The sequence below is a fragment of the Flavobacterium chryseum genome (genome assembly GCF_004362015.1).
Lineage (GTDB): Bacteria > Bacteroidota > Bacteroidia > Flavobacteriales > Flavobacteriaceae > Flavobacterium.
In genome coordinates this window covers 103,836-127,412 of record NZ_SNWW01000004.1, presented here as the reverse complement: position 1 = coordinate 127,412, position 23,577 = coordinate 103,836, and the positions used below count along the sequence as shown (strand labels likewise).

The window sequence follows — 23,577 nt, the reverse complement described above, 5'->3', positions numbered from 1 at the left end:
AGAATAATTACGGATTTGTCGAAGAAACCTCCAACACCTTTCCGTTAAAATATTTATTCCCATTAAGAGTAAAATCATAAATATAAGTGGCCATCCCTTCGGCAGAAATTGGCGCCTGATACCCGGGGAAAGCTTCATTTAACATTTCTGTCTGAACTGATCCTAATGCCAGAACATTAAACGAAATTTCTCTTTCTTTATATTCTTCTGCTAATAATTCGGTTAACGTAATTACGGCACCTTTACTAGAACTATATGCCGCTAAACCGGCAAATTTAAGACTTCCTCGAACGCCGCCAATCGAACTAATCGTTACAACATGACTTCCTTTTTGAAGATAAGGCAAACAAATTCTGGTAAGATTTGCAACTGCAAAAACATTCACTTTATAAATACTTTCAAAATCAGCTTGAGTCGTTTCTGCAAAAGGTTTTAATAATAAAGCTCCGGCATTATGCACAACAGCATCCACTTTTTTCCAGGTTGATGCTAAAAAAGTCTCTACAATATGCAAAGCACTTTCGTCTGCCAAATCAACCGAAAGGCAAGTTATATTTTGATGTTCTATAAGAGTTTGTGGAGTTTTTCTTGAAATAGCTAAAACCTGATGACCTGCATTTGCAAATTGCAAAGCCAATTCGTAACCAATTCCTCGGCTTGTACCTGTAACAATAATATTTTTCATGAAGCAAAAATAAGCAAATCCAACAAAAAGTGCCGTTATTATTTCATGGTAATTTCTTCTGTTGCAGAACTTGCAATCTGAGTTACTGCCGGCAAAAATTCTTGTATAAAAGATGTCATATGCGGAATATCCATCACTTTAAATTCATCTGAAACATGATGATAAAATTCAAAATTTTCAAAATCAAAAGTACTTATCGACTGACACGGTTTTTTAAAAACTTCATAAAAAGAGTAATTATCAGATCTGTAGAATAATTTATATTCGGCTTCTTTGGGTAAAAAGCCAATGGTATTTTTACCTGTATATTCGTTTATTTTTTCGGCCATATTCGATTTATCGAAACCTGTGATATAGGCTAAATAATCACGTTTCATTGGCACACCGATCATTTCAATATTTAATTGTGTATATAAATTAAAGTTTTGTTTTTCAAGTTTCTGAACCAAACTTTTAGATCCTAATAATCCTTTTTCTTCTCCTGCAAAAAACACAACAAGAATACTTCGTTTATTCGATTTTGTTTCAGCAAAATATTTTGCCATTTGAGCCACAGCCGTAACTCCGGAAGCATCATCGTTCGCACCATTATTAATGAGATCTCCTTGTTTGCCTTTCAATACACCTATATGATCGTAATGTGCACTCAAAACCACAAACTCTTTTTTAAGTTCGGGATCTGTTCCTTCTATAAGTCCGACAATATTAAATGCTGGCGCTTTAAAATTGGTCAGTGTATCGCGATAAGTTTTAAAATAAGGCTTTACATTATTCTTTTTTAGAAAATCTTCTAAAAATACCGCCGCTTTTTCGATTCCTTTTGTTCCGGTTTCGCGTCCTTCCAATTCATCTGAGGAAAGATATTTTAAGAAATCTGAAACCTCTGCTTCTTCTACTTTATACGCAATTTCAACAGGTTTTGAAGTTGACTTTGGAGTTTTATCAACTGTTGCCGTCAGATTAGATTTGCATCCTAATAAAATAAAGGGCAGGAAAAGAAAGTAGCGTTTTTTCATAATAAAGCTTTTGATAACTTCAGAATTTAAGTTTCTAAAGTTGCTGGTTAAAATATTTTTTATACACTTTAAACACCTGAATACTTCCTAAAACAATGAAAAATAACGGAACAAAAACAGGCATTACATATTTTGAAAATTGGTTTGTTTTTTCAAAAATAGTCTGTAAAACGACTATTAAACTTAACATTCCGAAAAAGATACCAATCAAAGTTCCTGCAATATAATAATATTTTAACTCTCTTTCTATTGTAATAAACTTTGCTTTAAGCAAATATAAATTCCAGCTCGTCCAAAAGGGAACTTGCAAAAAATTTAAACAGTTTAAAATTATGCCAATTGCAAAGGGCGAATACAGCAAATATTCCTGTAAATGATCCTTTGACTTGCTTGGTTGATTAAAATTTAAATAAAAAATAAACGCCAAAACAAACATAAATACAATTGAAAATAAGTCAATTATCTTCATTAGTTTTTTATTCTGCACAAGTTGTTTGGCAAAAAGCAATGTAAAATAAATCACAAAGGTTTCGATAAAAACAACTCCAAACAAAAAGAAAACCAAATTAGAAAGTCCTGATTTTGCATAAATTTCTAATCCTACTAAATTTAAATATCCTAGTGGAATTGATCCCAAAAAACTTACAACGAATCCAACCGAGATATTTTTTAAGCTTTTCATTTTTCTAAAAATTCATGATTTTATTGTTTTGCGCTACATGCAATCTATATTCGCGCATGCCAACTTTGTAATCTAAATAGGGAACGCCCATTTTGTGGTTTTCAACACTTATTTCATACATATAAGTAATGTGTCGAGCCAATTCTTTCCACGCAAACCAAACTGAATGTTTGGGATCGTAAATATGTGTAGGTTCGCTTGCGGCACCGTTTAGTTCAACAATCTGGAAATTTTCGCCTTGTTCTAATTCTTCAAAAGTATTGTACATAATATCAAAACGCCCGAAATAGAATTCCGGAATTTGAGTGGCAATTTCATTAATCATCTTAGTGAGTTTTGGCGTAATCAAATCACTGCCATCCAGAAATTTTGCGCCTCGGGCATGATTTCCAAACGGAACCAGATTTAACGTTTCTGCTTTTCGCAGAATTTGATGTAATTGATCTCCGTATTCTTCTTTTAAAACATCTAACTGCAATTGAAACCGTGGCGTTTTCTTAAGTAGATCTTCAATAGTTGATATTCCATCTCCTGTTACAATCAGAAATTCTTTAGAAACAATACCTGTAATTTTTCCGTTTTTTTGAAGTGGATGTCTCACATAAAAAATACCGACTTCATTTTTAAATGGAATTAAATCTTGTACTAAAAAATCGAAATTTGCTTTTTCGGCATACTCTTTTAGCTCAGAAACGGTTTTAATTTTTTTTACGCCTGAACCACGCAAACCAATATCCGGTTTTGCAATTAATGGAAAATAAATTTGCTTTTCGACCAATTGATTTACGATGTCTTTTAAATCTGAGTTTTCCCGAATTAGAATCGTTTTTGGATAATACTTTTTAGGAAGCAAATCATAGATCTGTTTTTTACTTTCCATAATAAATCCGCCATTTTTAATTTTTGGATTTGAAGCGTTAAAGAAAAAAATAGATCTTGCTTTGATTGCATAGTATGCCCAAAGAAAATAGATAGGAACATACAAAACCTGAAACGGCCAATACTCCCAATTGGTTACTTTGTGAAAAAATAGTTTCATCTGTATCTGTTTTAAATTCGAATAAATGAAGTTGAAAAATCTTCTGTTTTCATTAAATCATAATATTTCATTACACCTTTATTTTTCTCTACCACAGTTTGCGTTACACTCAGGGTTTTCATCGTATTTTCTCTATTTATGATTAAACCATTTTGAGCATCATCACTATGCGTATTTTTATGAAAATCAAGCATATTTAAGGCCGAGATTTCATTTTTATCTTTCAAAAAATCAAAAAACCAATCTGATCTTTCTTTTCTAACTTCGTCCGGATATAAAGTAACCGATGACCAAATATAGTTTTGAGTTTCATTTAATCGTTTTGTTCTTTTTGCAAAACCATCCCAAATCAATTCAAACAAAACTTCTTCCTGATACAAAACCAAAGTAAAAGGTTCGATATTATCGAGATCAATTTGTCTCCAAAAATCATTTGGCGAATCACTAGAAATAATATCCAAAACAATTAGTCCACGGCTTTTTCGATACGGCAATAGTGGAATGTGTTTTCTGATTCCACCATTTAATAAAACCAAAACAGTTCCGTTTTCATCCATCGCAAACCAGGTTCCTCCGGCTTTTGCATCTTTTGGATACATGATATTTTTTCCGTTGTGCTTATAATTTCTAGGCACAATAGCAACGGGCCGAATTACTTTTTCATCCCGGTTTGAAGTAATTATTACTACTCCCTTATTATTTACAAAACTTACTGTACACATTGTTTTCTATATTCTATTGTAGAGCGCGCTACGCCAAAATTTTCATTTATTAAAATGTTCTCAAATTGCAAAACCGCCACTTTTATCAAAGCCTGATGATGAATACAATGTTCCAGATTGTACAGCAGTTCTCTATAATAATTGCTTTGAATTCTGATCGTAATTCCGTCAATGAGCTGTTCGAGATAGATTATTTTATTTTCGCTTTTTAACCCTTCTTTAATTTGAGCAATGCAATTTTTGGCAAATTCAGTTTCTGTCTGAATTCGATTGTTTCTTTCACGATTATCATAATTTAAAACTGCCGAATCATAACTTTGTTCCAGACACTGAAACATTTCGAGAATATGTCTTGTATGTTCGCCAATAGTTGCGTTGCTTAAAGCTTCGCAGGATCTTGAATAGTCATTATCAGATAATTGATTCAATAAATCGATTAACTCATCTAAACTGTGACGTATTGATTTTAGTAACATGACTTTTTAATTTAGAAGATTAGACAATTTGTTTTTGTTGAAATAAAGCAAGCCCAAGCAACACAGTAATGTAATTACGGCCAGGCTAAAAAGTAATCCACCGTCATCTTTAACCACTAATCCTAAAACGAATACATGTGATAAAATTGCTCCGGTCATGATTCCGAAGCCGCCAATAGCGCCAATCCAGGTAGTTTTGGGTATCAAAATCAAAATGGCAACAATCAATTCGGCAATTGCAGAACCAATTCTTCCATAAGGTTCTATTCCTAAAGCGGTGAAAATATAAATACTTTCTTCTGCTCCGCTGAACTTAAAATATAGGGTTTGCAATAAAATTACTGAAGCCACAATTCTAAGAATCCATATTATTATTTCCTTTTTCATAGTAAGGTTATTTATAGATTTTTTTCCAATTGTTATCGGCCTGAGTTTTTAAATTACCTTCGTCTTTGTTCCAGCTTTTGAGGGTATTATTAAAATATGCGTTGTAAAATAGAAACAATTTTCCATCGACAACCTTAAAAGTTTCGGGATTTATTTCGACTTTTTCACCGGCACTTCCCATCGCATACGCACACCAGCCACCATATTGAGGTTCATATTTTGATGGATTTTTTATAAAGGCATTTTTATTTTCGTTTGACGAAAAATTATACGTCACACCTTGGTAAGAAGTTGAGATTTCTTTTTTTCCTTTAATTGCTTTACCCTGATTAAAATATCCTACGGGATCATAACCCTGAATGGCAACTTTGTTTTCTAAATTATATTGGTTAACTCTTTTGGCATCATTTTGAGCAAATGAAGTGCCTGAAACCAAAATCAATAAAAGTAATACTAGCTTTTTCATCTTATTTTATTTTAAGTTTTTTAATACTGAAACAAGTAATTCTGTTGTAATCCGTTGTTTAAAATCAGGAGAAATATATTCGAAAATTATATCGCTCTCCGTATTCACAACAAAAACAGACGGAACCGGTAAAAAACTCTTATTGAATTCATTAGAATGTACGTTAATTACGGTTTTGTAGTTTTCAGGAGCCTCAAAAGCAATTCCTGTCGCTTTTATTAATTCTCCTTTTGAGTCAGAAAGTAATGTGTATTTTAGCTTGTCTTTTTCTGTTGTTACTTTTAAATTTTCTGGAGAATCAGGACTTACAGCAATAATTTGATATCCCAAATCGATAATTTGTTTTTCGGCTTCTGCCAGTGCCTGCAAATGCATGTTGCAATACGGACACCAGCCTCCACGATAAAAAACAAGAACTGTTTTTTTCTTTTTGAGTAAGTCTGAAATATTTACATCTGTATTTTCAGATGATTTTAAAGTAAGGTTTGGAATCTTTTCTCCTATTAACAAAGGAGAGATATCAGTCGCAGATTTAGCAATCATGTTCTGCGAATTAGCAACCGAAGTGAGGGTTACTAAAAAAATAAAAAGTATTTTTTTCATAGTATATTGTTTTACATCTTTTTGATGATGTAAAATTATTATACTATGAAAAAACGAAATGTCGGCTAATTTACACTTAGCCCAAAATAATTATAATTTGGTGATATCCTGTATGATAATTTCTTTTCTGTTGTAGCTCAAAAGCTGATTGGTTTCCATTTCATTCAGCAGTTGTGTCGCAGTCTGTCTTGAAGTACAGATAATTTGGGCAATATCATTTTGAGTCAAATAATTTTCAATTGCTACTGAATTTCCTTCTCTGACACCTTCCTGTTCTGCCCAGTCTTTTAGAAATTGATACAATCTCGTTTTGGCATCTTTGGAAATTAAATTGGCATAACTATTTTTGATACGCTTCATTTTTAAACCCACAAATTTGGTATAAGAAATGGCCAATGTTGGATTTCGAAGTAATAAATCTTCAAAATCAGACATTAAAAAACTGCAAATTGCAACATCGTCAGAAAGTACTTTTGCATATTCTTCGACTTTATTATCCGTTTCTAAAGTCAATTCTCCAAATAAATCTCCTTTTTGAATAATGTCTTTTATCGTTTCGTTACCCTCTTCATCAATAGCAACAATTTTTATATTTCCTTTTTTAAGTAAAAAAATTCGAGGCACATCTGAAGATGAAAAATAAATAATTTCTCCTTTAGATGCTTTTTTAAAACCTGTAATAATGCACAATTGCTTGATTTGCGAATAACTAAGTGTTCGAAACAATTTATGATCCCGCAAATACCAGTATTTTAAATCTTCGTACATAGAATTAATTTTCTTTGTGTAAATGTAACAATTTTAGCATCTAAACAAAAAACCCTTCCGAAGCTGTGGGCCTGAAAGGGTTTAAAAATATATTTTGTAAGGAAATTTATCCTGCAATAACTGATCTTGAAATTACGATTTTCTGAATCTCAGAAGTTCCTTCATAAATCTGGGTAATTTTTGCATCACGCATAAAACGTTCTACGTGATATTCTTTCACATATCCGTTTCCTCCGTGAATCTGAACGGCTTCAACAGCAGTATCCATTGCTACTTGCGAAGCGAATAGTTTTGCCATTGCACCACTTACATCGTAGTTTTTGTGCTGATCTTTATCCCAGGCTGCTTTCATACATAAATGACGCGCTGCTTCGATATTCACCGCCATGTCTGCCAATTTAAAAGCGATTGCCTGATGATTGCAGATTTCAGTTCCGAATGCTTTGCGTTCTTTAGAATATTTCAAAGCCAATTCATAAGCGCCTGAAGCAATTCCTAAAGCCTGAGAAGCAATCCCGATACGTCCGCCGGCAAGTGTTTTCATGGCAAATTTAAATCCGAAACCATCTTCTCCGATTCTGTTTTCTTTTGGAACTTTGACATCACTAAACATTAAAGAGTGTGTATCAGAACCACGAATTCCCATTTTTTGTTCTTTTGGACCAACTGAAAAACCAGGCATATCTTTGGTCATGATCAAAGCATTGATTCCTTTGTGTTTTTTCTCCGGATGCGTTTGAGCAATTACCAAATAAACCGAAGCCGTATTTCCATTCGTAATCCAGTTTTTAGTTCCGTTTACGATATAATGGTCGCCCATATCTACAGCTGTTGTTTTTTGAGAAGTTGCATCACTTCCTGCTTCCGGCTCGCTTAAGCAAAAAGCACCGTGAATTTCACCCGAAGCTAAACCCGGTAAATATTTTTGTTTTTGTTCTTCAGTTCCATATTCCTGTAAACCCCAGCAAACTAAAGAGTTATTTACAGACATTACCACAGAAGCCGAAGCATCTACTTTAGAAATTTCTTCCATCGCAATTACGTATGAAATGGCATCAAGGCCACTTCCTCCGTATTTTGGGTCAACCATCATTCCCATGAAACCCAGTTGTCCCATTTTTTTAACCTGCTCTGTCGGAAAAATTTGTTTTTCATCACGTTCAATAACACCCGGCAGCAATTCGTTTTGAGCAAAATCTCTTGCAGCTTGTTGAATCATTAAATGTTCTTCGGTAAGGTTGAAATCCATAGTTTTTTTATTTTTTGTTTTCTAAACCAAATTTCAAGACATCTAGTTCAGCAATTGTTACTTCTTTTGTTTTTTGAATGCTTTTTTTATTCAGTATTTAAGGTTTTCAAAGATAATTTTTAAAAGTGAATTAACAATGCATGCATATAATTTTAAGATATTACCACGAATCACGATAACGTTTTCGTAATTATCTTGAATTTTATGTCGACTTAACTTGATTTTGCAACATTTTCTCTAAAATTAAGAATTAAGTTATTGATTAAAAAACACAATTTAGTAACGTTTGCATAATATGAATATAATTAAAACCAAATGTTGCAAAACCACGTATATCTACGTAAAGCAAGTCTTACTAATTTGATTATGAATACAGTACAATAAAAAAAATTGAATGTAAAGTGTTAAAATATAATAAATTAGCCTTAGTTTTGTCCACAAAAAAAAAATAAACATCGTTGAGTATGAAAAAGATTTTACCATTAATTACCATTATTTTAAGTTTACAATTTTCAACAGTTTCCGCACAAACTAAATTAGAAGTAGGCGGAGTTATTGTTCCAAGAACTCTTGATTTCAAAGGCAAGACCTTGACCTTAAATGGTGTTGGGGAGCGTTCTAAAATGTTTACAGAATTATATGTACAAGCTTTGTATTTATCACAACTGACTCAGGATGCGAATCTTATTCTGGAAAGTGATATCGAAATGGCTATCAGAATTCAGATAACCTCATCATTGGTTACATCAAAAAAGTTATCAAAAGCATTGGCCAAGGGAATGGAAAAATCTGTTGGGGAAGTCGGAATTCTAAAATTATCTAAAGAGGTACAAGAATTAGAAGCTTTAATAGGTAGAGAAGTTACGAAAGCAGGTGACAGTTTTAACTTAATCTACAATCCTTTTGACAAATCATTATGGATTTATAAAAATGAGAAATACGAAGGTAAAATTGAAAGTTTCGAATTTAAAAAAGCATTTTTTGGTATTTGGCTTTCAGAAAACCCGGTAGACAAAGATTTAAAAAATGAGTTATTAGGTAAAAACAACTAATTTAAAAACCATTTTCAGATTTCTGCAACAATAAAGTATTCGCATTAATCAATTCTATATATTTGCTAAAAATAAACATATCTCATTAAAATGAAAGATTTATTACAGCAATTTGAAAATAAAGAACCTGAAATTGTTTTTAACTGGAAAGATTCTGAAACAGAAGCTGAAGGCTGGACAGTAATTAATTCACTTCGTGGAGGAGCCGCAGGTGGTGGAACAAGAATGAGAAAAGGCTTAGATATGAACGAAGTTTTATCTTTAGCCAAAACAATGGAAGTAAAATTTTCGGTTTCGGGTCCTGCAATTGGAGGCGCTAAATCCGGAATTAATTTTGACCCGAATGATCCTCGCAAAAAAGGTGTTTTGCAACGATGGTATAAAGCGGTTTCGCCTTTATTAAAAAGCTATTACGGAACTGGTGGAGATTTGAATGTTGATGAAATTCATGAAGTTATTCCGATGACGGAAGAATGTGGTGTCTGGCATCCGCAGGAAGGTGTTTTCAACGGACATTTTAAACCAACCGAAGCTGATAAAATCAATAGAATTGGACAATTACGTCAAGGTGTAATTAAGGTAATCGAAAATCCTAAATTTTCACCGGATGTAACTCGTAAATATACTGTTGCCGATATGATTACTGGTTATGGAGTTGCAGAAGCTGTTCGTCATTTTTATACAATTTACGGCGGAGATATAAAAGGTAAAAAAGCAATTGTTCAGGGTTTTGGAAATGTAGGTTCTGCCGCAGCTTTTTATTTAGCTGAAATGGGCGCCAAAGTTATCGGGATTATTGATCGCGATGGCGGATTAATTAAAGAAGAAGGTTTTTCTTTTGAAGAAATCAGAACGTTGTTTTTAAACAAAGACGGAAACAAATTAGTGGCCGACAATATGATTCCGTTTGAAGAAATCAACTCTAAAATATGGACAATTGGTGCTGAAATTTTCACGCCTTGTGCCGCTTCTAGACTGGTTGCCCAATCTCAAATTGACAGCTTAATTGCAAACGGATTAGAAGTTATTTCATGCGGAGCAAATGTTCCTTTTGCGGATAAGGAAATTTTCTTCGGATCGATCATGGAACAAGTGGATCGCAAGGTAAGTTTGATCCCTGATTTTATTTCAAACTGTGGAATGGCAAGGGTTTTTGCTTACTTCATGGAGAAAAAAGTTCAAATGACGGATGAGGCTATTTTTAATGATACTTCTGAAATTATAAAAAATGCAATTGTAAAAGCGCATGCTTTAAATGCATCAAAAACAAACATTAGCGCAACGGCTTTTGAAATTGCACTGAAACAATTAGTATAATTCTTTTATACTTTATATTTTAAACGAGTCAAAGAAATTTGGCTCGTTTTTTTGTTGTAGCATATTAAATTGATTAAGAAGATTTTAAACTTTGTCATGAGAGTTTCACGCAGATTTGGCAGATTGAGCAGATTTTTTGGTTAGCTTTTTGTTTTTGCCACACATTAATTGATTAAAATGATTTTTTAAATTTAAGCTTAGGTTTCACGCAGATTTCATACAAATTTAAGCAGATTTAAATTTTATAATTATTGATTAAAAAATCAAAAAGAAAAATCTGCTCAATCTGCCAAATCTGCGTGCAAAAAAACAACTAGTTACAAAACAATCTCAGCCCCGTGATTGTAAACAATTTTTAGTACTTTTAAACGTTTTTATTAAATACAATTACAAAATTCAGAATCACAATGGCTTCGACAGATTCTTCAGACAAAAAGAAATCACTATTAATCACCACAGCGATATATGCAGTAATTCTATTATTATTGTTTTTTATACGTTTTTGGCCTCCATACAATCCCGAAAACAATTCAGCACTCGCTGAAGGTGGCGGCGGTGGCGGTGTAACCGTAAATTTTGGAGATAGTGATTTAGGTTCAGGATCAAATTATAAAAGCGAAGTTTTAGATGTTAAAAACGAAGCCAAGCAAACACCTGCAAAAGCAACTCCGGAAGAAGCTATTATTACGCAAGAAAACGCAACTACTGACGAAGAAGATGTAATTATTCCTGTAAAAGAAAAGCCTAAAAAAAATATTCCAGTTGTAAAACCGGAAACAAAACCTGTACCTCAAAAACCAAAAGTTTCGAATTCTACAAATGATGCCTTATCAAGTATTTTAAAAGGTTCTAATAAAGGCGGAGACGGAGATGATAAAGTGGCAGGAAATAAAGGAAAAGCTAACGGAAGTTTAGGATCTAATGGTTATTATGGCACCGGAGGTTCTGGTGGCGGAACTGGCGGAGGAAACGGAACCGGAAATGGTATTGGTACCGGAAGCGGTTACGGAGCCGGAAGCGGCGGAGGTTCTGGAGGCGGATCAGGATATTCATTAGGAAACCGAAAAGCGCTATCGAAACCCGCACCAAAATATACGTGTAACGAAGAAGGAAAAGTTGTAGTTGAAGTTACAGTCGACCAAAACGGAAGAACGATTAGCGCAACTGCAGGAATAAAAGGAACAACCAATACAGCAAGCTGTTTATTAGAACAAGCAAAAATCGCTGCAATGAATACAAAATGGTCACCAGATGATAATGCGGCAGCAAAACAGGTTGGTAAAATTGTTTATAATTTTAGTATGAATTAAAACACGAATTGTACTAATTTCACGAATTAAATTTTATAAAAAAAAGGCTTTCTGATGATTTCAGAAAGCCTTTTTTGTTTCTTTTTCGTCTAGTTTGTCATTTCGACCAAAGGGAGAAATCACACTCGTAACTCGACAACGATTAGCGATTTTCTTTGCGGAATAACTAGTGTGATTTCTCCCTTCGGTCGAAATGACAAGATTGTGCTAAATTTATTCTGTGAGATCAATATCGCATCGGTTTTTTGCGTGAGGGATAGGAGCTAGCTACCGAAGTAGCGCGGATAGCCCGACCGCAATAAAAAAATGGGCGAATCAACGTTATGCTGATTAGCCCATTTTTTTTATTGTGGTCACGCCCTAATGATAAATCTACTTGGGACTTGTAGCAATTACAAATTTCAAATTGTTCTTCACTCCTATTTGCAATACATCCACTAAATCCTGTACTTGCAGATTAAACGGAATTCGAACTACAACAGTTTGTTGTTTATCTGCTCCAATTTTAGACATTAAACTTGTTTCCAGATTTTCAAAATCTACGGGTTCTTTATCTATATAGAACTTTTTATCTTCTGTAACCGATAAACTAATTAATTGTTTATTGGTTTTTTCATTTGATTTCGCTTTTGGCAATGTCATTTTGATAACATTAGGATTTGCAAGCGTTGATATAATTAAGAAAAACAACAGCAAGAAAAACATAATATCACTCAATGATGAAGTCGCTACTTCGGCATGAAATCTTCTTTTTCTTTTAATAGACATACCTTATGCTCTTTGAATTATATTTACAAATTCTAAAATTTGTTTCTGAATTTTTAAAGCAAAATCATCAATTTTTCCGTTCAGTAAATGGTAAGCACTATACGCAATAATACCCACAATTAATCCTGAACCAGAACTGATCATTTTTTCATATAAACCACCGGAGATATTTCCGATACTAATATTTTCAGTAACCGAAATGCTGTAGAAAATTTTAATAACCCCGGAAATAGTTCCAATGAAACCTAACGTTGGCGCAATACCGGCGATAAGTCCAAGATGACCTAAACGTCTTTCCATTTCACCAATTTCAATATCAGCAGCACGGTCCATATTCGATTCGATTTCAGCAATTGGTCTTCCAATTACCAAAACACCTTCTTTTAAAATATTTGCAGCTGCAGTATCGCTTCTTTCTACAATTGTTCTCGCCAATTCTATATTTCCTGCATTCAATTTATCTCCAACATCCTGCATTAATCTTGCATCAATTTTAGACGCTTTACTAATATATAAGTAACGCTCAAAAATAACGTAAATCGTGTAAAACAGTAAAATGGCAATTGGTATTAAGAAAAAACCTCCTTTTAGGATAAAACCTAAAACAGAGATTTCAGTATTTGGAGCAATTTTCTCGATAACTACGTTAGATGCGGCGTTTGCAATGGTATCTGTTTGTAATTGAATGAAACTAAACATATATTAATTCTGGTTTTTAATAATTAATTCTAAAAAATATTTGAAATTTGCACTAAAGATAATTTTCACTGTAATATTAAACTAAAAAAATCGAAAATTATTTCAATTCAACACTATTTTATCCAAAATAAATGAACTACCAGGAAACAACAAATTGGATGTTTAACCAATTGCCAATGTACCAACTGCAGGGCGCTTCGGCATACAAAGAAGATTTAACGAATATCAAATTGCTTGCGGCGCATCTTGATCATCCGGAGAAGCAATTAAAGTGTATTCACGTTGCCGGAACGAACGGAAAAGGATCGACATCACACATGCTGGCTTCAGTTTTGCAGGAAGCGGGTTATAAAGTAGGTTTGTATACATCTCCGCATTTGAAAGATTTTAGAGAGCGAATTAAAATTAACGGAAAGGATATTTCTGAAGATTTTGTTTGTGAATTTGTTGCGAAACACAAAGATTTTTTTGAAGCAAATGACATGAGTTTTTTCGAAATGTCAGTAGGTTTGGCTTTTGATTATTTTGCCTCAGAAAAAGTAGACATTGCTATTATTGAAGTTGGTTTGGGAGGAAGATTAGATGCCACGAATATTATTACGCCTTTGGTTTCGGTAATTACCAACATCGATTTAGACCATACTCAGTTTTTAGGAAATACAACGACAGCAATTGCGGGAGAAAAAGCCGGAATTATAAAGCCAAATGTTCCTGTTGTAATTGGTGAATATACAGAGGAAACGGAAATCGTATTTTTGGCCAAAGCCGAAGAAAACAATGCGCCAATTTATTTTGCTGCTGATCTAATTTCCGGAGTTTTTCCTTCTGACTTAATTGGGGATTATCAGTTTCATAATAAAAAAACGGTTCAGCAAGTCATTGCTCTTTTAAACTCAAAAACCGATTTTAAGGTTTCTATCGAGAATTTAAAAACCGGATTGTTGAATGTGTCTAAAAATACCGGCTTACAAGGAAGATGGCAGCAACTGGGAGAAAATCCGAAAATAATTTGCGATACTGCGCACAACAAACATGGTTTAGCAGTTGTAATGAATCAGGTTCAGAAAGAAACTTTCGAAAATTTACATATTGTTTTAGGCGTTGTTAACGATAAAGATCTGGATTCGATTTTGCCTCTTTTTCCTAAAAAAGCGCAATACTATTTCTGCAGACCAAATTCTGCCAGAGGTTTAGCAACTGTGATATTAAAAGATGCGGCGAAAAAATATAATTTGATAGGAGAAAAATATAATTCTGTTGAAGATGCTTTTGCCGCAGCGAAGAATAATGCCGGTAAAAACGATTTCATTTATGTTGGAGGAAGCACTTTTGTTGTTGCTGAATTGCCTTTAAAATAAGCAAAACAAAATTTGCAGAAAAAAGTTTGAAAAAATCATTTTAATAACAAATTCATAAACAGCAAGATATAATGAATTTAAAAAAAAGTTTTCTTTTTTATTCTATTTTCTTTGCAGAACTCAAAAACTAGCGTATATTTGCACTCGCAATCACAAAATGATAGCAACCTAGTAAAATAGGGCGATTAGCTCAGCTGGTTCAGAGCACCTCGTTTACACCGAGGGGGTCGGGGGTTCGAACCCCTCATCGCCCACAGAACACAAATAAAGCCATTGGATTCCAATGGCTTTGTTGTTTAAATAACTTATAGTAAACAGTCACACTCTTTTTACGTTTAATCTGTTACTTTTAAATGTTGAATTTGCTCATCAACAATATCAAAGTGAAATTTTAGCGCGATAGGGCTTCCTGGAAATATTCCTGAACATTCTGCCGTTAAGATGCTTGTTGTGCCATTTTTGGTATATTCCAGTGGTTTCATCACTGATTTGTAGTTCTTGTTTGAGTGATCGATCCACCGCTCTATTTCAATTCTTCCTTTATGCGTTTTGCCTTCGTCAAACACTTCTGCAGTTTCTGAAAACAAATTGGCATAAGTCACAGCGTCAAATTCATTCTGTGCTTTAATCAAGTCTGTTAATACTTTTGGTAAGTTCATTGTTATTATTTTTAGATTATTAAATTGTTGGTACAGTACCGCCATCGATTACATATTCAGTTCCTGATAAATAACTGGCTCTCGGAGAAACAAGAAAACCAACCAATTCAGCTACTTCTTCCGGCTCAGCGGGTCTGCCGTATGGTATTCCACCCAATGCATCCATTACACCTTGCTGTGCTTCTTCTACAGTGCTATTGGCGTTTCTTGCAATCTCAGCCAGCCAAGCTTTCGATGCTCCTGTATTGATCCATCCAGGAGAAACAGTTAGCACCCGAACACCTTTAGGCGAAACTTCATTCGATAAACTTTTACTATAGTTTCGTAATCCTGCTTTTGCAGCCGCATATGGCAAAGTGGAATCATACAGTGGCAGTATTCCCTGGATAGAAGCTATATGAATAATGACACCGTTTTTTCTATCTATCATTTGAGGTAAAAACCCTCTGTCCAGTCGAACCGGAGCAAGCAAATTAGCCTGTAGAGTTGATTCCCAATCTTCATCAGATAATGCAGTAAAGCCACCGGCAGGTGTTGTTGAAGAACCAAGATTGTTTACCAAAATGTCAAGCCTTCCGTAAGCCAACAGCACTTCGCTGACAACTTTTTGTGTTCCTTCTGCTTTACTCAAATCGGACGGAATGAAATGCAGCTTGCTGTTTTCTTTTTCCGGTGCATTTCTTGCAGTGATAATAACCGTTGCACCAGCTTGTAGAAGCCTTTCTGCAATTGCTCTTCCAGCTCCTTTTGTGCCTCCTGTTATTAAGGCAATTTTGCCTAATAATTCGTTTTGATAATCCATTTCATATTCGTTTTAAAATTGTTAGGCACAAATTTCTGAAGTATGTAAGTTTCTCACAAGTACGGAATTACGATTCGGATAGGGATAAATTTTTCCCCTATTGCAAGAATTGGTAGATAGGCTTACTTTTGTAGTATGTATGAGAGAAAAACAATACCGAACTTAAATTGTGGACTTGATCTTATAGGTGAAGTGCTCTACGGCAAATGGAAGATACGTTTGCTTTGGTTCATTAATGAAGGATTTCAAAGACCGAGCGAATTGCAACGCAAAATACCGGATGCTTCACGCAGGGTTCTAAATATTCAGCTTAAGGAATTAGAAGATCATGAACTTGTTTCAAAAGTAATTTACCCTGTTGTGCCGCCAAAAGTTGAATATAGCCTGACGGATTTTGGAAAAACACTAATTCCTGTAATTTCAGCTATTGGGAATTGGGGAGAAGAGCATGAAGAACGTTTACGATCACTTATTTTAAAACGTTTAGATTAAAATTAAGATGTAGAAAAACTGATACTCATTTTGTTTTACCCTCAGTTAACTTTTTCTATCTCACACAGAGTTTATCATTGTATATACCAGCAATTTATGAAGTTTTAATTATAGAAAAATCATGATCTGCTAATCACTTAGCCTTTAAAAACGTCAGAATTACAATTAAGTGTTCGACTGTACTCCCAGATATCTCACCAAAATTTACAACCTCTAAAGTCATTTGATTTTGGAGTTTTTTTATGCCTATATTTTCGAATCTTAAGAATTTAGATAGCGGCTCTGCTAAGAGCATTCATACAGCACTTCACTATAACTGTTTATAGATCTGAGATTAAATTCAAATCGTAAGGCTTAGATTAATAAAAAATAATTTTGAATCTTATAAAAAGTAAGAACACTTGTAGGATTTTTAACTATCTTTATCTTTAACAATCTAGTTTCTAATATAATAACTAATGACAGATGAAAATAAATTCAAATCCGTTAAGTGTAACAGTTGTTACTGTTGCGCTTATTATTTCGAATATTTTATATGCTCAAAAGGCGAAACAACCTAATATTTTAATCATTTGGGGAGACGATATTGGATGGGAAAACGTCAGTGCCTATGGCATGGGAGTAATGGGATATACTACTCCAAATATTGATCGAATTGGAACCGAAGGAATAAAATTTACCGATCACTACGCACAGCCTTCATGTACTGCAGGGCGTGCCGCCTTAATTACGGGGCAATATCCTATTCGCTCAGGAATGGTTACAGTTGGTGTACCGGGGGACAAATTAGGACTTCAGGCTTCATCTCCAAGTCTGGCAGAAGTCTTGAAAAAAGCAGGATATGCAACAGGTCAATTTGGAAAAAACCATCTTGGAGACCGAAACGAACATCTTCCAACCGTACATGGCTTTGACGAGTTTTTTGGCAACTTATATCATCTAAACACACAAGAACAGTCAGAATATGCAGGCTATCAGAGTTATGCTAAAAATTATCCCGGCGGTCCAGAAGCTTTTGCTAAGAAATTTGGTACCAGAGGAGTATTACACTCTTATGCAACAGGTAATGACAATACTAAAATTGATCCTAAATTCGGTAAAATCGGCAAACAGACAATAGAAGATACGGGACCTTTGACAATGGAAAGAATGAAAGATTTTGATGCAGCAGAAGTAATTCCGATGGCTGAAAAATTTATGAAAAAAACAAAAGAGGATGGCAAACCATTTTTTGTATGGCTTAATACAAGTCGTATGCATGTTTATACGCACTTAAATGAAAAATGGAGCCATGCAGCCGATACAATAAGCCACGATGATGATATGCACGGGGCTGGGATGATGCAGCATGATCACGATGTAGGACTTGTGCTAGACTGGCTCAAACAAAACGGATTGGATGAGAACACGATTATCTGGTATTCAACAGATAACGGTCCTGAACATTCTACTTGGCCTTATGGTGCTACAACACCTTTTAGAGGAGAAAAGATGACGACTTATGAAGGAGGTGTAAGAGTCGTTTCTTTGCTAAAATGGCCGAATGTAATCAAACCTAACCAAACCCTAAACGGTATTCAGGCGCACATGGATATGTTTACCACGTTTTCAGCTGCCGCGGGAGTAACAGATGTCACCGAACAGGTAAAGAAAGATAAAAATCAATACATAGACGGAATCAACAATCTTGATTACTGGCTAGGCAAATCGAAGAAGAGTAAGCGTAACGATTTTCTGTATTACCATGAAAGCAAACTGATGGCCGTTAGGCAGGGACCTTGGAAAATTCATTTTAGTACGACGGAAGATTATTATGATGACATTACTCCGAGAGGATATCTTATATTCAACCTCCGCAGTGATCCTTTTGAGAGTTACGACAATAAAGATTCATACGGACACTTAGCACAGAGAACTTCGTGGATTGTAGCTCCGATGATGGAGGTTGTTCAGGAGCATTTGAAAACTTTGATTCAATATCCGCCAGTTCAAAAAGGATCAACATTTGATGTTTCCAACATTGTAGAGCAGACTCTTGAAATGAATAAAAAAGCAACGGAAAAATAATTTTAATGAACTATTATTTTCATTTTTCTTACTTTATAAAACTAAATTATTTAATTGTTAGTTTCTAAAACATCGCAGAAAATGGTTCGCAAGGATCACCAGGAAACTCCTTAAGAAATTAAGGAGTTTCTTTTATGTTTACTTTTCTCAATCTTAAGAATTTCTTTAAATGAGAATTTTTGCTTTTCTACGTATTCCTTTTGATTCTAATTCAGAATGGAAAGAACTTATAACTTCTAAAATGCAATAATAATTTTTAACTATATTTGACCGGAATATTCGTTTGTTTAGCAATTTCAATATATTGAATTTCAATCCAAATTAAAAATGAAAAAAAATCTAATAACTCTTTTATTTGTATTCACCGTTATAAATATATTTGGGCAAACGTCAACCAATTCAAAATCTGGCAAGAATGAATATTCTAACAATAAAGACTTAACTATTAATGATATAGTTACTAATAAAGTTATAAAACAGGTTACAAAACCACCATTAGATGAAGCTGCTATCCTAATTTATGATTACGACGGTTCTCTTTTTTCATTTGATTTAGAATCTGAACAAATTGGCTGGACAGTAAAAGCTACAGATGCTTATACTGAAATGTGTGCAAATGCAATAACGCTACAGGATGGAATTGTATACGTTCCGTTTATTAACGGTGAGATTTTCGCAATTGATAACCAAACAGGAGATGTTTTTTGGAAATCAAGGTTGGGTACTATTAAAGATCAAATTGTACTAAAAAATCAAATTCCAATTATAAATAATGGAAAACTGTTTATAACTACTCAAGGGCCAAACAATAACATTTATGCTCTTGATATAAAAGATGGCAGTTTAGTATGGAATTATAAGCTAGATGCTGCAAATAATGATATTCCGGTTCTCTTTTTTGACAACAAAATTTTTACCCAAAGTGGAAACAATTTCTATAGTTTTGAAGCAAATACAGGAAAACTTCTTAATCAAAAAAGCTTTGACGAACCTATATCCGGAAAACCAGTAACTGATGGCGAAAATGTATTTATAGCCAATGAAAAAAATGTGCTTTTTGCTTTAAGTCCAGACAAGCTAGATGTTTTATGGCAATTCAAATTCGATGAAAATCAACATAGTATCAAGGAACGTATATTTTGCAAAGACAAAAAAATATATTTTGCAGCACAAGGCCCGGAAGTTTCTTCGATTTACGCTGTGGATTCAAAAACAGGAACTCAGATTTGGAAAACTGACTTTAAAGATGACAGCATTGATTACATCATTGAGGAAAGTGATAATGTTTGGGGATATACTCATAAAGCAAAACTTTTTCAAATAGACTTAACGAATGGTGAAACAGCATTCGAAACAAAATTAACAACCAAACCTATTTCAAACATTGAATTTGCAAAAGATGATGAATCGTTGTTTTATTATTCTGATGCTGCTTTAATTCAATTTGAATTTAAAACAAAAGACGAAAACGAAGTTTATCTTCGAACTTCTATTAAGGATGACGTCTATAGTGCCTTTGTAAAAGTAATTCGTTAATCACATAAGGAAGAAGCTGCATCAATAATACCTGGTATATCTAAAGAGAATTACCATTACCAACTAAATTTAAATCCGGTTTTAAGGTTGAAGTTGGTCTCGAAAAACAAAAAGTCCGTTATGTCTTTACTGATGTTAATGATGATTTTATTGAGCTTTCAGACATCATTGATGAATTTTGGATTTTTCTAAAAGTTTGCGCTTCTATAACTGCAATTAGCCAAATTGTTGCAGACAAACTGCGTTAAGCGTCTTTTTTCTTTAAACATCGCCCTCTAGGCTCATCGCCTTCATGAAGCACAATTTCAGAATGCAAAAACTGCGCGGCATCTGCAGAATCTTTCACTTTAATGGCGCTTCGTTCTAACATTTCAGATTCAAACTCTGTCAACACACTTTCTCTTACTCCCGCTTTTCTCCATTGCGATAAAGGCCTACACTCTTTTATGATTCCTCGGGCCAGCGAGAGCGCGTCGAGCAGTGCCTGATTTGCCCCCTGCCCTTTGAACGGGCTCATTGGGTGAGCAGCATCTCCGATTAAAGTTACCGCTCCACTTTTCGCTAATAATTCTGATTGAAGTAATTCCCGATCATATACGGGATAGCCAGAAATTTGAGCTTCCAGAGTCGCTGCTAAAATCTGAGGAATTGGGTCATGCCATTGCGTTCTACGGCAAGCTTCTTCCTTGAGTGCCAGTGACCCTTGCACGCTTAAAGACTTTGCTTCTTCTTCCGACATTGGAAAACTGAGTTGCCACATTACCGAATCTGCATTATAAGGCATTATGTAAATGCGCTCATTACCATTGGCAGTTTGAAAAACAGTAGCTGAATCGAGTAAAGAATTATCAAGACCTTCGAGAGCACTCAATGGGCAAATGCCTAATATTACAATACAATCCAGATAACGCAAAGGAGCAATATCATCACCAATCAGCAACTTACGCACTGTACTTCGAATACCATCTGCGCCAACTACAAGATCAGCTTTGGCAGTTTTCATCTCTCCATTCACTTGAAAAGTTAAATCGATACCTTTATCATCACGTTCCTTAAAATCTATTAATTGATGTCCCCATTGTACAGCATCTTTTCCACCGAGTTGTTCCAATAAAGCTAAGCGTAAAGATTGCCTTGCGATATGCACATTGGTGCGTTTCGGAGCTGTTTTCGCTTCTGAAGGTATCCATTTTCTGATTCCCCATTCACCGATCACTTTTCCTTCTGTAGTATGAACCAGATGTCTTGTAGAAATTACGCCTTCTTGTAAAGAGAAAATTCCCAATCCCTCGATTGCTTTACTGGCTTGTTGCAAAGTAAGTCCGTAGCCTTGAGATCGGGCTTCGAAATTATTATCGCGTTCATACAGCGTAAAAGGAATTCCGCGGTGTAAACAAGCCACAGCCAGAGCCACTCCGCCTATTCCGCCACCAATAATGGCAACGTGCGGATAGTTTTCTTTATCTGCTTTTGGAGGATTAACGGAAGGGATTAAACCCGATCCGCTACAGTTTAAACATATATCTAAATGGGCTTTGGGTTTGATTGGAACAATACCTTCGCCATTTTTTTTTTCAAATTGATCAAGTTCCATTTGGTAGTGAAGTCGCACTTTCTTGCTAAGCCTTCGGCTTTTTTTGCCTCGTCCCTGACATTCGGGACAAATCACCCAGCTTGCTTCTTCATTTTCCACTTTTTCCAATTGCTCTTTATTTAACTTGATTTTGACTTTGTAATGATTACGATGTAAAAATAGTTTAAAAACAAAGAACTGAAAAATTGTAGAAATTATATTGGAACAAATACGAAGTCGGGAGACTTCGCATAACATGGATTTTCAATTTTTTTTATTTATTCCTAATTGTGGAAAAACAACTTCTTTTATATAATCCATTATGTATCTATCTGATCCTTCTATTTTATCTTTTAATTTCAACAATTCAGGAAAAATTATTTTGGCATTTTTTTCTCTTTGAAGATTTTCTTCTTTGCTAAATTCATTTGAAATAACGGTATTATCATACAGCAGAATACAAATAGATTCAACCAGTATTCCAATTTTTCGCTTTAGATATTTTCCTTCATTTATTGCGAATAAAATCATGGGCAAATAATGCATTTCAGCAAGAATTATTTCCTCATCTTGCTGATTCAAATATAATTTTTCATCATTTCCCCAAATATCTAAAATTTCCTTATCTAGATTCACGGATGATTTTCTTAAAGAATAACAATGTGTTGAATGACAATTTGAGCATTTTTTGGTCCACATTTCTTTAAAATTATAGAGTTCAAATGCACATTGAATTTTTGTCAATTCAAAAACATCTTCATGTTTACAATCTTTACAAGTTCTGGTTAATTTATAGTTCAATGTTTAATTTTTTTTATATTATTTAATTCCCATTCCGTTTAATTTTAGTTATGCTTTCATAATGAAATGGTTACTTTGTAATATTATTATTCATTCTCAACCAATTCAATATCCATAGTTTTTATCAATCCATCCTGAAAAGTGTAAACATGCTTTACAAATCCGTCAAACATTAAATCACCTTTTAAGCCTTTTACATTTTGATGCACTTTTACTTCTAAACTTCCGTTACCTCTTTCAACGAAACCAACTGGCTCCACTTTCGGATTAATCTCCGTCCATTGTCTTGTCCAATATTGTTTGATTTCATCGTGTCCGCTTATGTAGCCGCCTTCCCACGCTTTAGACCATTGTACATCTGGTTGCATTGTTGAAAGTGCGTTGTCAATGTTTCTTTCATTAAAAGCTGAGTATGCTTTTTTGATTACTTCTTCGAATTGAGTTCCTGATTGTGTCATTTTTTGAATTGGATTTTTTTCTAAGTTATTTTTAAAACGTGAATTACATATTTTTCCATAATAGAATTTGATTTGGATTTAGCACTTCATATTTTAAATCAAGTTCAATCCATAACTCTTCAAAATACAGTATAACTTCCGTATTATCAGAACGATAAATATTGTGTAATAAAAGGTTATAATTTCTATTTTTTGTCATTGAACCCGAATCCCCGTTTTCGCCAATGAATAAGAGAGCTAAATTCCAAATATCATCTTCGTTTACAAATTTCCTTCTTACTATATCATTCTTAATTTCTTCAACTGACCACTGTTTTTCAACATAATCATCATTTTCATTCAAATATCCAAAATATTCTCCACAAACAAAATCGCCACTACCACTTGTTTTATATTCTTTAGTTTCTTTATGATAAACAATTGGTCCGGCACCTATTAATTGCCCTCTTTCATCATCAGCATAAAAATCTCTATGCTTATAAGTAATAAATAAGTATTTAGAACTATCAATAAATTCATGTATAACATATTCGCTCCCAACAGAATTATTAATCATTTCCTGCACTAAATCTCTATCTATTTCCATAAACTA

Annotated in this window: 26 protein-coding genes and 1 tRNA gene; 8 read left to right on the top strand and 19 right to left on the bottom strand. The window is 34.0% G+C overall.

What is annotated here, in order from left to right:
* Positions 1-7: 7 nt before the first annotated feature.
* The 11 genes from EV143_RS09390 to EV143_RS09340 form a co-directional block, all read right to left on the bottom strand.
* Positions 8-685, bottom strand: coding sequence for an SDR family NAD(P)-dependent oxidoreductase (locus EV143_RS09390; RefSeq protein WP_133507709.1), 678 nt, complete (start codon positions 683-685; stop codon positions 8-10).
* A 38-nt stretch (positions 686-723) separates the two neighbouring features.
* On the bottom strand, positions 724-1,701 hold the full coding sequence (locus EV143_RS09385) for a M20/M25/M40 family metallo-hydrolase (protein ID WP_133507708.1): 978 nt from the start codon (positions 1,699-1,701) through the stop codon (positions 724-726).
* Positions 1,702-1,735: 34 nt separating this feature from the next.
* Entirely contained in the window at positions 1,736-2,383 is a 648-nt protein-coding gene (locus tag EV143_RS09380) for a LysE family transporter (RefSeq protein ID WP_133507707.1), read from the bottom strand.
* Between the two features lie 4 nt (positions 2,384-2,387).
* Positions 2,388-3,422: an ATP-grasp domain-containing protein gene (locus EV143_RS09375; protein WP_133507706.1), complete on the bottom strand. Its 1,035-nt coding sequence runs from the start codon at positions 3,420-3,422 to the stop codon at positions 2,388-2,390.
* Positions 3,423-3,433: 11 nt separating this feature from the next.
* Positions 3,434-4,144 carry an NRDE family protein gene (locus EV143_RS09370; RefSeq protein WP_133507705.1) on the bottom strand — a complete coding sequence of 237 codons (711 nt, stop codon included), beginning with the start codon at positions 4,142-4,144 and terminating at the stop codon, positions 3,434-3,436.
* Entirely contained in the window at positions 4,132-4,620 is a 489-nt protein-coding gene (locus tag EV143_RS09365) for a DinB family protein (protein WP_133507704.1), read from the bottom strand. Before EV143_RS09365 ends, EV143_RS09370 begins: the two co-directional genes overlap by 13 nt.
* Positions 4,621-4,626: 6 nt before the next feature.
* Positions 4,627-5,007 carry a DoxX family membrane protein gene (locus EV143_RS09360; RefSeq protein WP_133507703.1) on the bottom strand — a complete coding sequence of 127 codons (381 nt, stop codon included), beginning with the start codon at positions 5,005-5,007 and terminating at the stop codon, positions 4,627-4,629.
* Positions 5,008-5,014: 7 nt separating this feature from the next.
* A complete protein-coding gene (locus EV143_RS09355; RefSeq protein WP_133507702.1) occupies positions 5,015-5,473 on the bottom strand; it encodes a YHS domain-containing (seleno)protein in 459 nt (152 codons plus the stop codon).
* 6 nt (positions 5,474-5,479) lie between these two features.
* Positions 5,480-6,076, bottom strand: a complete 597-nt coding sequence (locus EV143_RS09350; protein WP_133507701.1) for a peroxiredoxin family protein — start codon at positions 6,074-6,076, stop codon at positions 5,480-5,482.
* 90 nt (positions 6,077-6,166) lie between these two features.
* A complete protein-coding gene (locus EV143_RS09345; RefSeq protein ID WP_133507700.1) occupies positions 6,167-6,844 on the bottom strand; it encodes a Crp/Fnr family transcriptional regulator in 678 nt (225 codons plus the stop codon).
* Between the two features lie 106 nt (positions 6,845-6,950).
* A complete protein-coding gene (locus EV143_RS09340) occupies positions 6,951-8,093 on the bottom strand; it encodes an acyl-CoA dehydrogenase (RefSeq protein WP_133507699.1) in 1,143 nt (380 codons plus the stop codon).
* 464 nt (positions 8,094-8,557) lie between these two features.
* Here EV143_RS09340 and EV143_RS09335 point away from each other — a divergent pair, with 464 nt between their 5' ends.
* The 3 genes from EV143_RS09335 to EV143_RS09325 all read left to right on the top strand — a co-directional run bounded on the left by EV143_RS09335 (position 8,558) and on the right by EV143_RS09325 (position 11,772).
* Positions 8,558-9,145 carry a chalcone isomerase family protein gene (locus EV143_RS09335; RefSeq protein WP_133507698.1) on the top strand — a complete coding sequence of 196 codons (588 nt, stop codon included), beginning with the start codon at positions 8,558-8,560 and terminating at the stop codon, positions 9,143-9,145.
* 90 nt (positions 9,146-9,235) lie between these two features.
* On the top strand, positions 9,236-10,462 hold the full coding sequence (locus EV143_RS09330; protein WP_133507697.1) for a Glu/Leu/Phe/Val dehydrogenase dimerization domain-containing protein: 1,227 nt from the start codon (positions 9,236-9,238) through the stop codon (positions 10,460-10,462).
* 407 nt (positions 10,463-10,869) lie between these two features.
* On the top strand, positions 10,870-11,772 hold the full coding sequence (locus EV143_RS09325; protein WP_133507696.1) for an energy transducer TonB: 903 nt from the start codon (positions 10,870-10,872) through the stop codon (positions 11,770-11,772).
* A 372-nt stretch (positions 11,773-12,144) separates the two neighbouring features.
* Here the strand turns inward: EV143_RS09325 and EV143_RS09320 are convergent, their stop codons facing one another.
* Both EV143_RS09320 and EV143_RS09315 read right to left on the bottom strand, forming a co-directional pair.
* Complete coding sequence (locus EV143_RS09320; protein WP_059113933.1) at positions 12,145-12,540, bottom strand: ExbD/TolR family protein; 396 nt, start codon at positions 12,538-12,540, stop codon at positions 12,145-12,147.
* A gap of 3 nt (positions 12,541-12,543) precedes the next feature.
* Positions 12,544-13,239, bottom strand: a complete 696-nt coding sequence (locus EV143_RS09315) for a MotA/TolQ/ExbB proton channel family protein (RefSeq protein ID WP_059113932.1) — start codon at positions 13,237-13,239, stop codon at positions 12,544-12,546.
* A 131-nt stretch (positions 13,240-13,370) separates the two neighbouring features.
* Here EV143_RS09315 and EV143_RS09310 point away from each other — a divergent pair, with 131 nt between their 5' ends.
* Positions 13,371-14,597 carry a bifunctional folylpolyglutamate synthase/dihydrofolate synthase gene (locus tag EV143_RS09310; RefSeq protein WP_133507695.1) on the top strand — a complete coding sequence of 409 codons (1,227 nt, stop codon included), beginning with the start codon at positions 13,371-13,373 and terminating at the stop codon, positions 14,595-14,597.
* Positions 14,598-14,776: 179 nt separating this feature from the next.
* Positions 14,777-14,851, top strand: a tRNA-Val gene (locus tag EV143_RS09305).
* Positions 14,852-14,932: 81 nt separating this feature from the next.
* On the opposite strand, the gene EV143_RS09300 is transcribed toward EV143_RS09305, so the two are convergent.
* Both EV143_RS09300 and EV143_RS09295 read right to left on the bottom strand, forming a co-directional pair.
* Positions 14,933-15,256, bottom strand: a complete 324-nt coding sequence (locus tag EV143_RS09300) for a nuclear transport factor 2 family protein (protein ID WP_133507694.1) — start codon at positions 15,254-15,256, stop codon at positions 14,933-14,935.
* Between the two features lie 19 nt (positions 15,257-15,275).
* Positions 15,276-16,058, bottom strand: coding sequence for an SDR family oxidoreductase (locus EV143_RS09295; protein WP_133507693.1), 783 nt, complete (start codon positions 16,056-16,058; stop codon positions 15,276-15,278).
* 135 nt (positions 16,059-16,193) lie between these two features.
* Between EV143_RS09295 and EV143_RS09290 the strand changes: the two genes are divergently transcribed.
* The 3 genes from EV143_RS09290 to EV143_RS09280 all read left to right on the top strand — a co-directional run bounded on the left by EV143_RS09290 (position 16,194) and on the right by EV143_RS09280 (position 20,153).
* The gene (locus tag EV143_RS09290) at positions 16,194-16,550 is read left to right on the top strand and encodes a winged helix-turn-helix transcriptional regulator (protein ID WP_133507692.1); all 357 of its coding nucleotides are present in this window, start codon (positions 16,194-16,196) and stop codon (positions 16,548-16,550) included.
* 465 nt (positions 16,551-17,015) lie between these two features.
* Entirely contained in the window at positions 17,016-18,617 is a 1,602-nt protein-coding gene (locus EV143_RS09285) for an arylsulfatase (protein ID WP_133507691.1), read from the top strand.
* Positions 18,618-18,944: 327 nt separating this feature from the next.
* Positions 18,945-20,153 (top strand): outer membrane protein assembly factor BamB family protein, encoded by a 1,209-nt coding sequence (locus EV143_RS09280; protein WP_133507690.1) that lies wholly within the window; start codon positions 18,945-18,947, stop codon positions 20,151-20,153.
* A 244-nt stretch (positions 20,154-20,397) separates the two neighbouring features.
* Here the strand turns inward: EV143_RS09280 and EV143_RS09275 are convergent, their stop codons facing one another.
* The 4 genes from EV143_RS09275 to EV143_RS09260 all read right to left on the bottom strand — a co-directional run bounded on the left by EV143_RS09275 (position 20,398) and on the right by EV143_RS09260 (position 23,571).
* The gene (locus EV143_RS09275) at positions 20,398-21,855 is read right to left on the bottom strand and encodes an FAD-dependent oxidoreductase (protein ID WP_243739846.1); all 1,458 of its coding nucleotides are present in this window, start codon (positions 21,853-21,855) and stop codon (positions 20,398-20,400) included.
* Between the two features lie 135 nt (positions 21,856-21,990).
* On the bottom strand, positions 21,991-22,527 hold the full coding sequence (locus EV143_RS09270) for a hypothetical protein (RefSeq protein ID WP_133507688.1): 537 nt from the start codon (positions 22,525-22,527) through the stop codon (positions 21,991-21,993).
* Between the two features lie 86 nt (positions 22,528-22,613).
* Entirely contained in the window at positions 22,614-22,985 is a 372-nt protein-coding gene (locus EV143_RS09265; protein ID WP_133507687.1) for a nuclear transport factor 2 family protein, read from the bottom strand.
* Positions 22,986-23,028: 43 nt separating this feature from the next.
* The gene (locus tag EV143_RS09260) at positions 23,029-23,571 is read right to left on the bottom strand and encodes a hypothetical protein (protein WP_133507686.1); all 543 of its coding nucleotides are present in this window, start codon (positions 23,569-23,571) and stop codon (positions 23,029-23,031) included.
* Between the last annotated feature and the right edge of the window lie 6 nt (positions 23,572-23,577).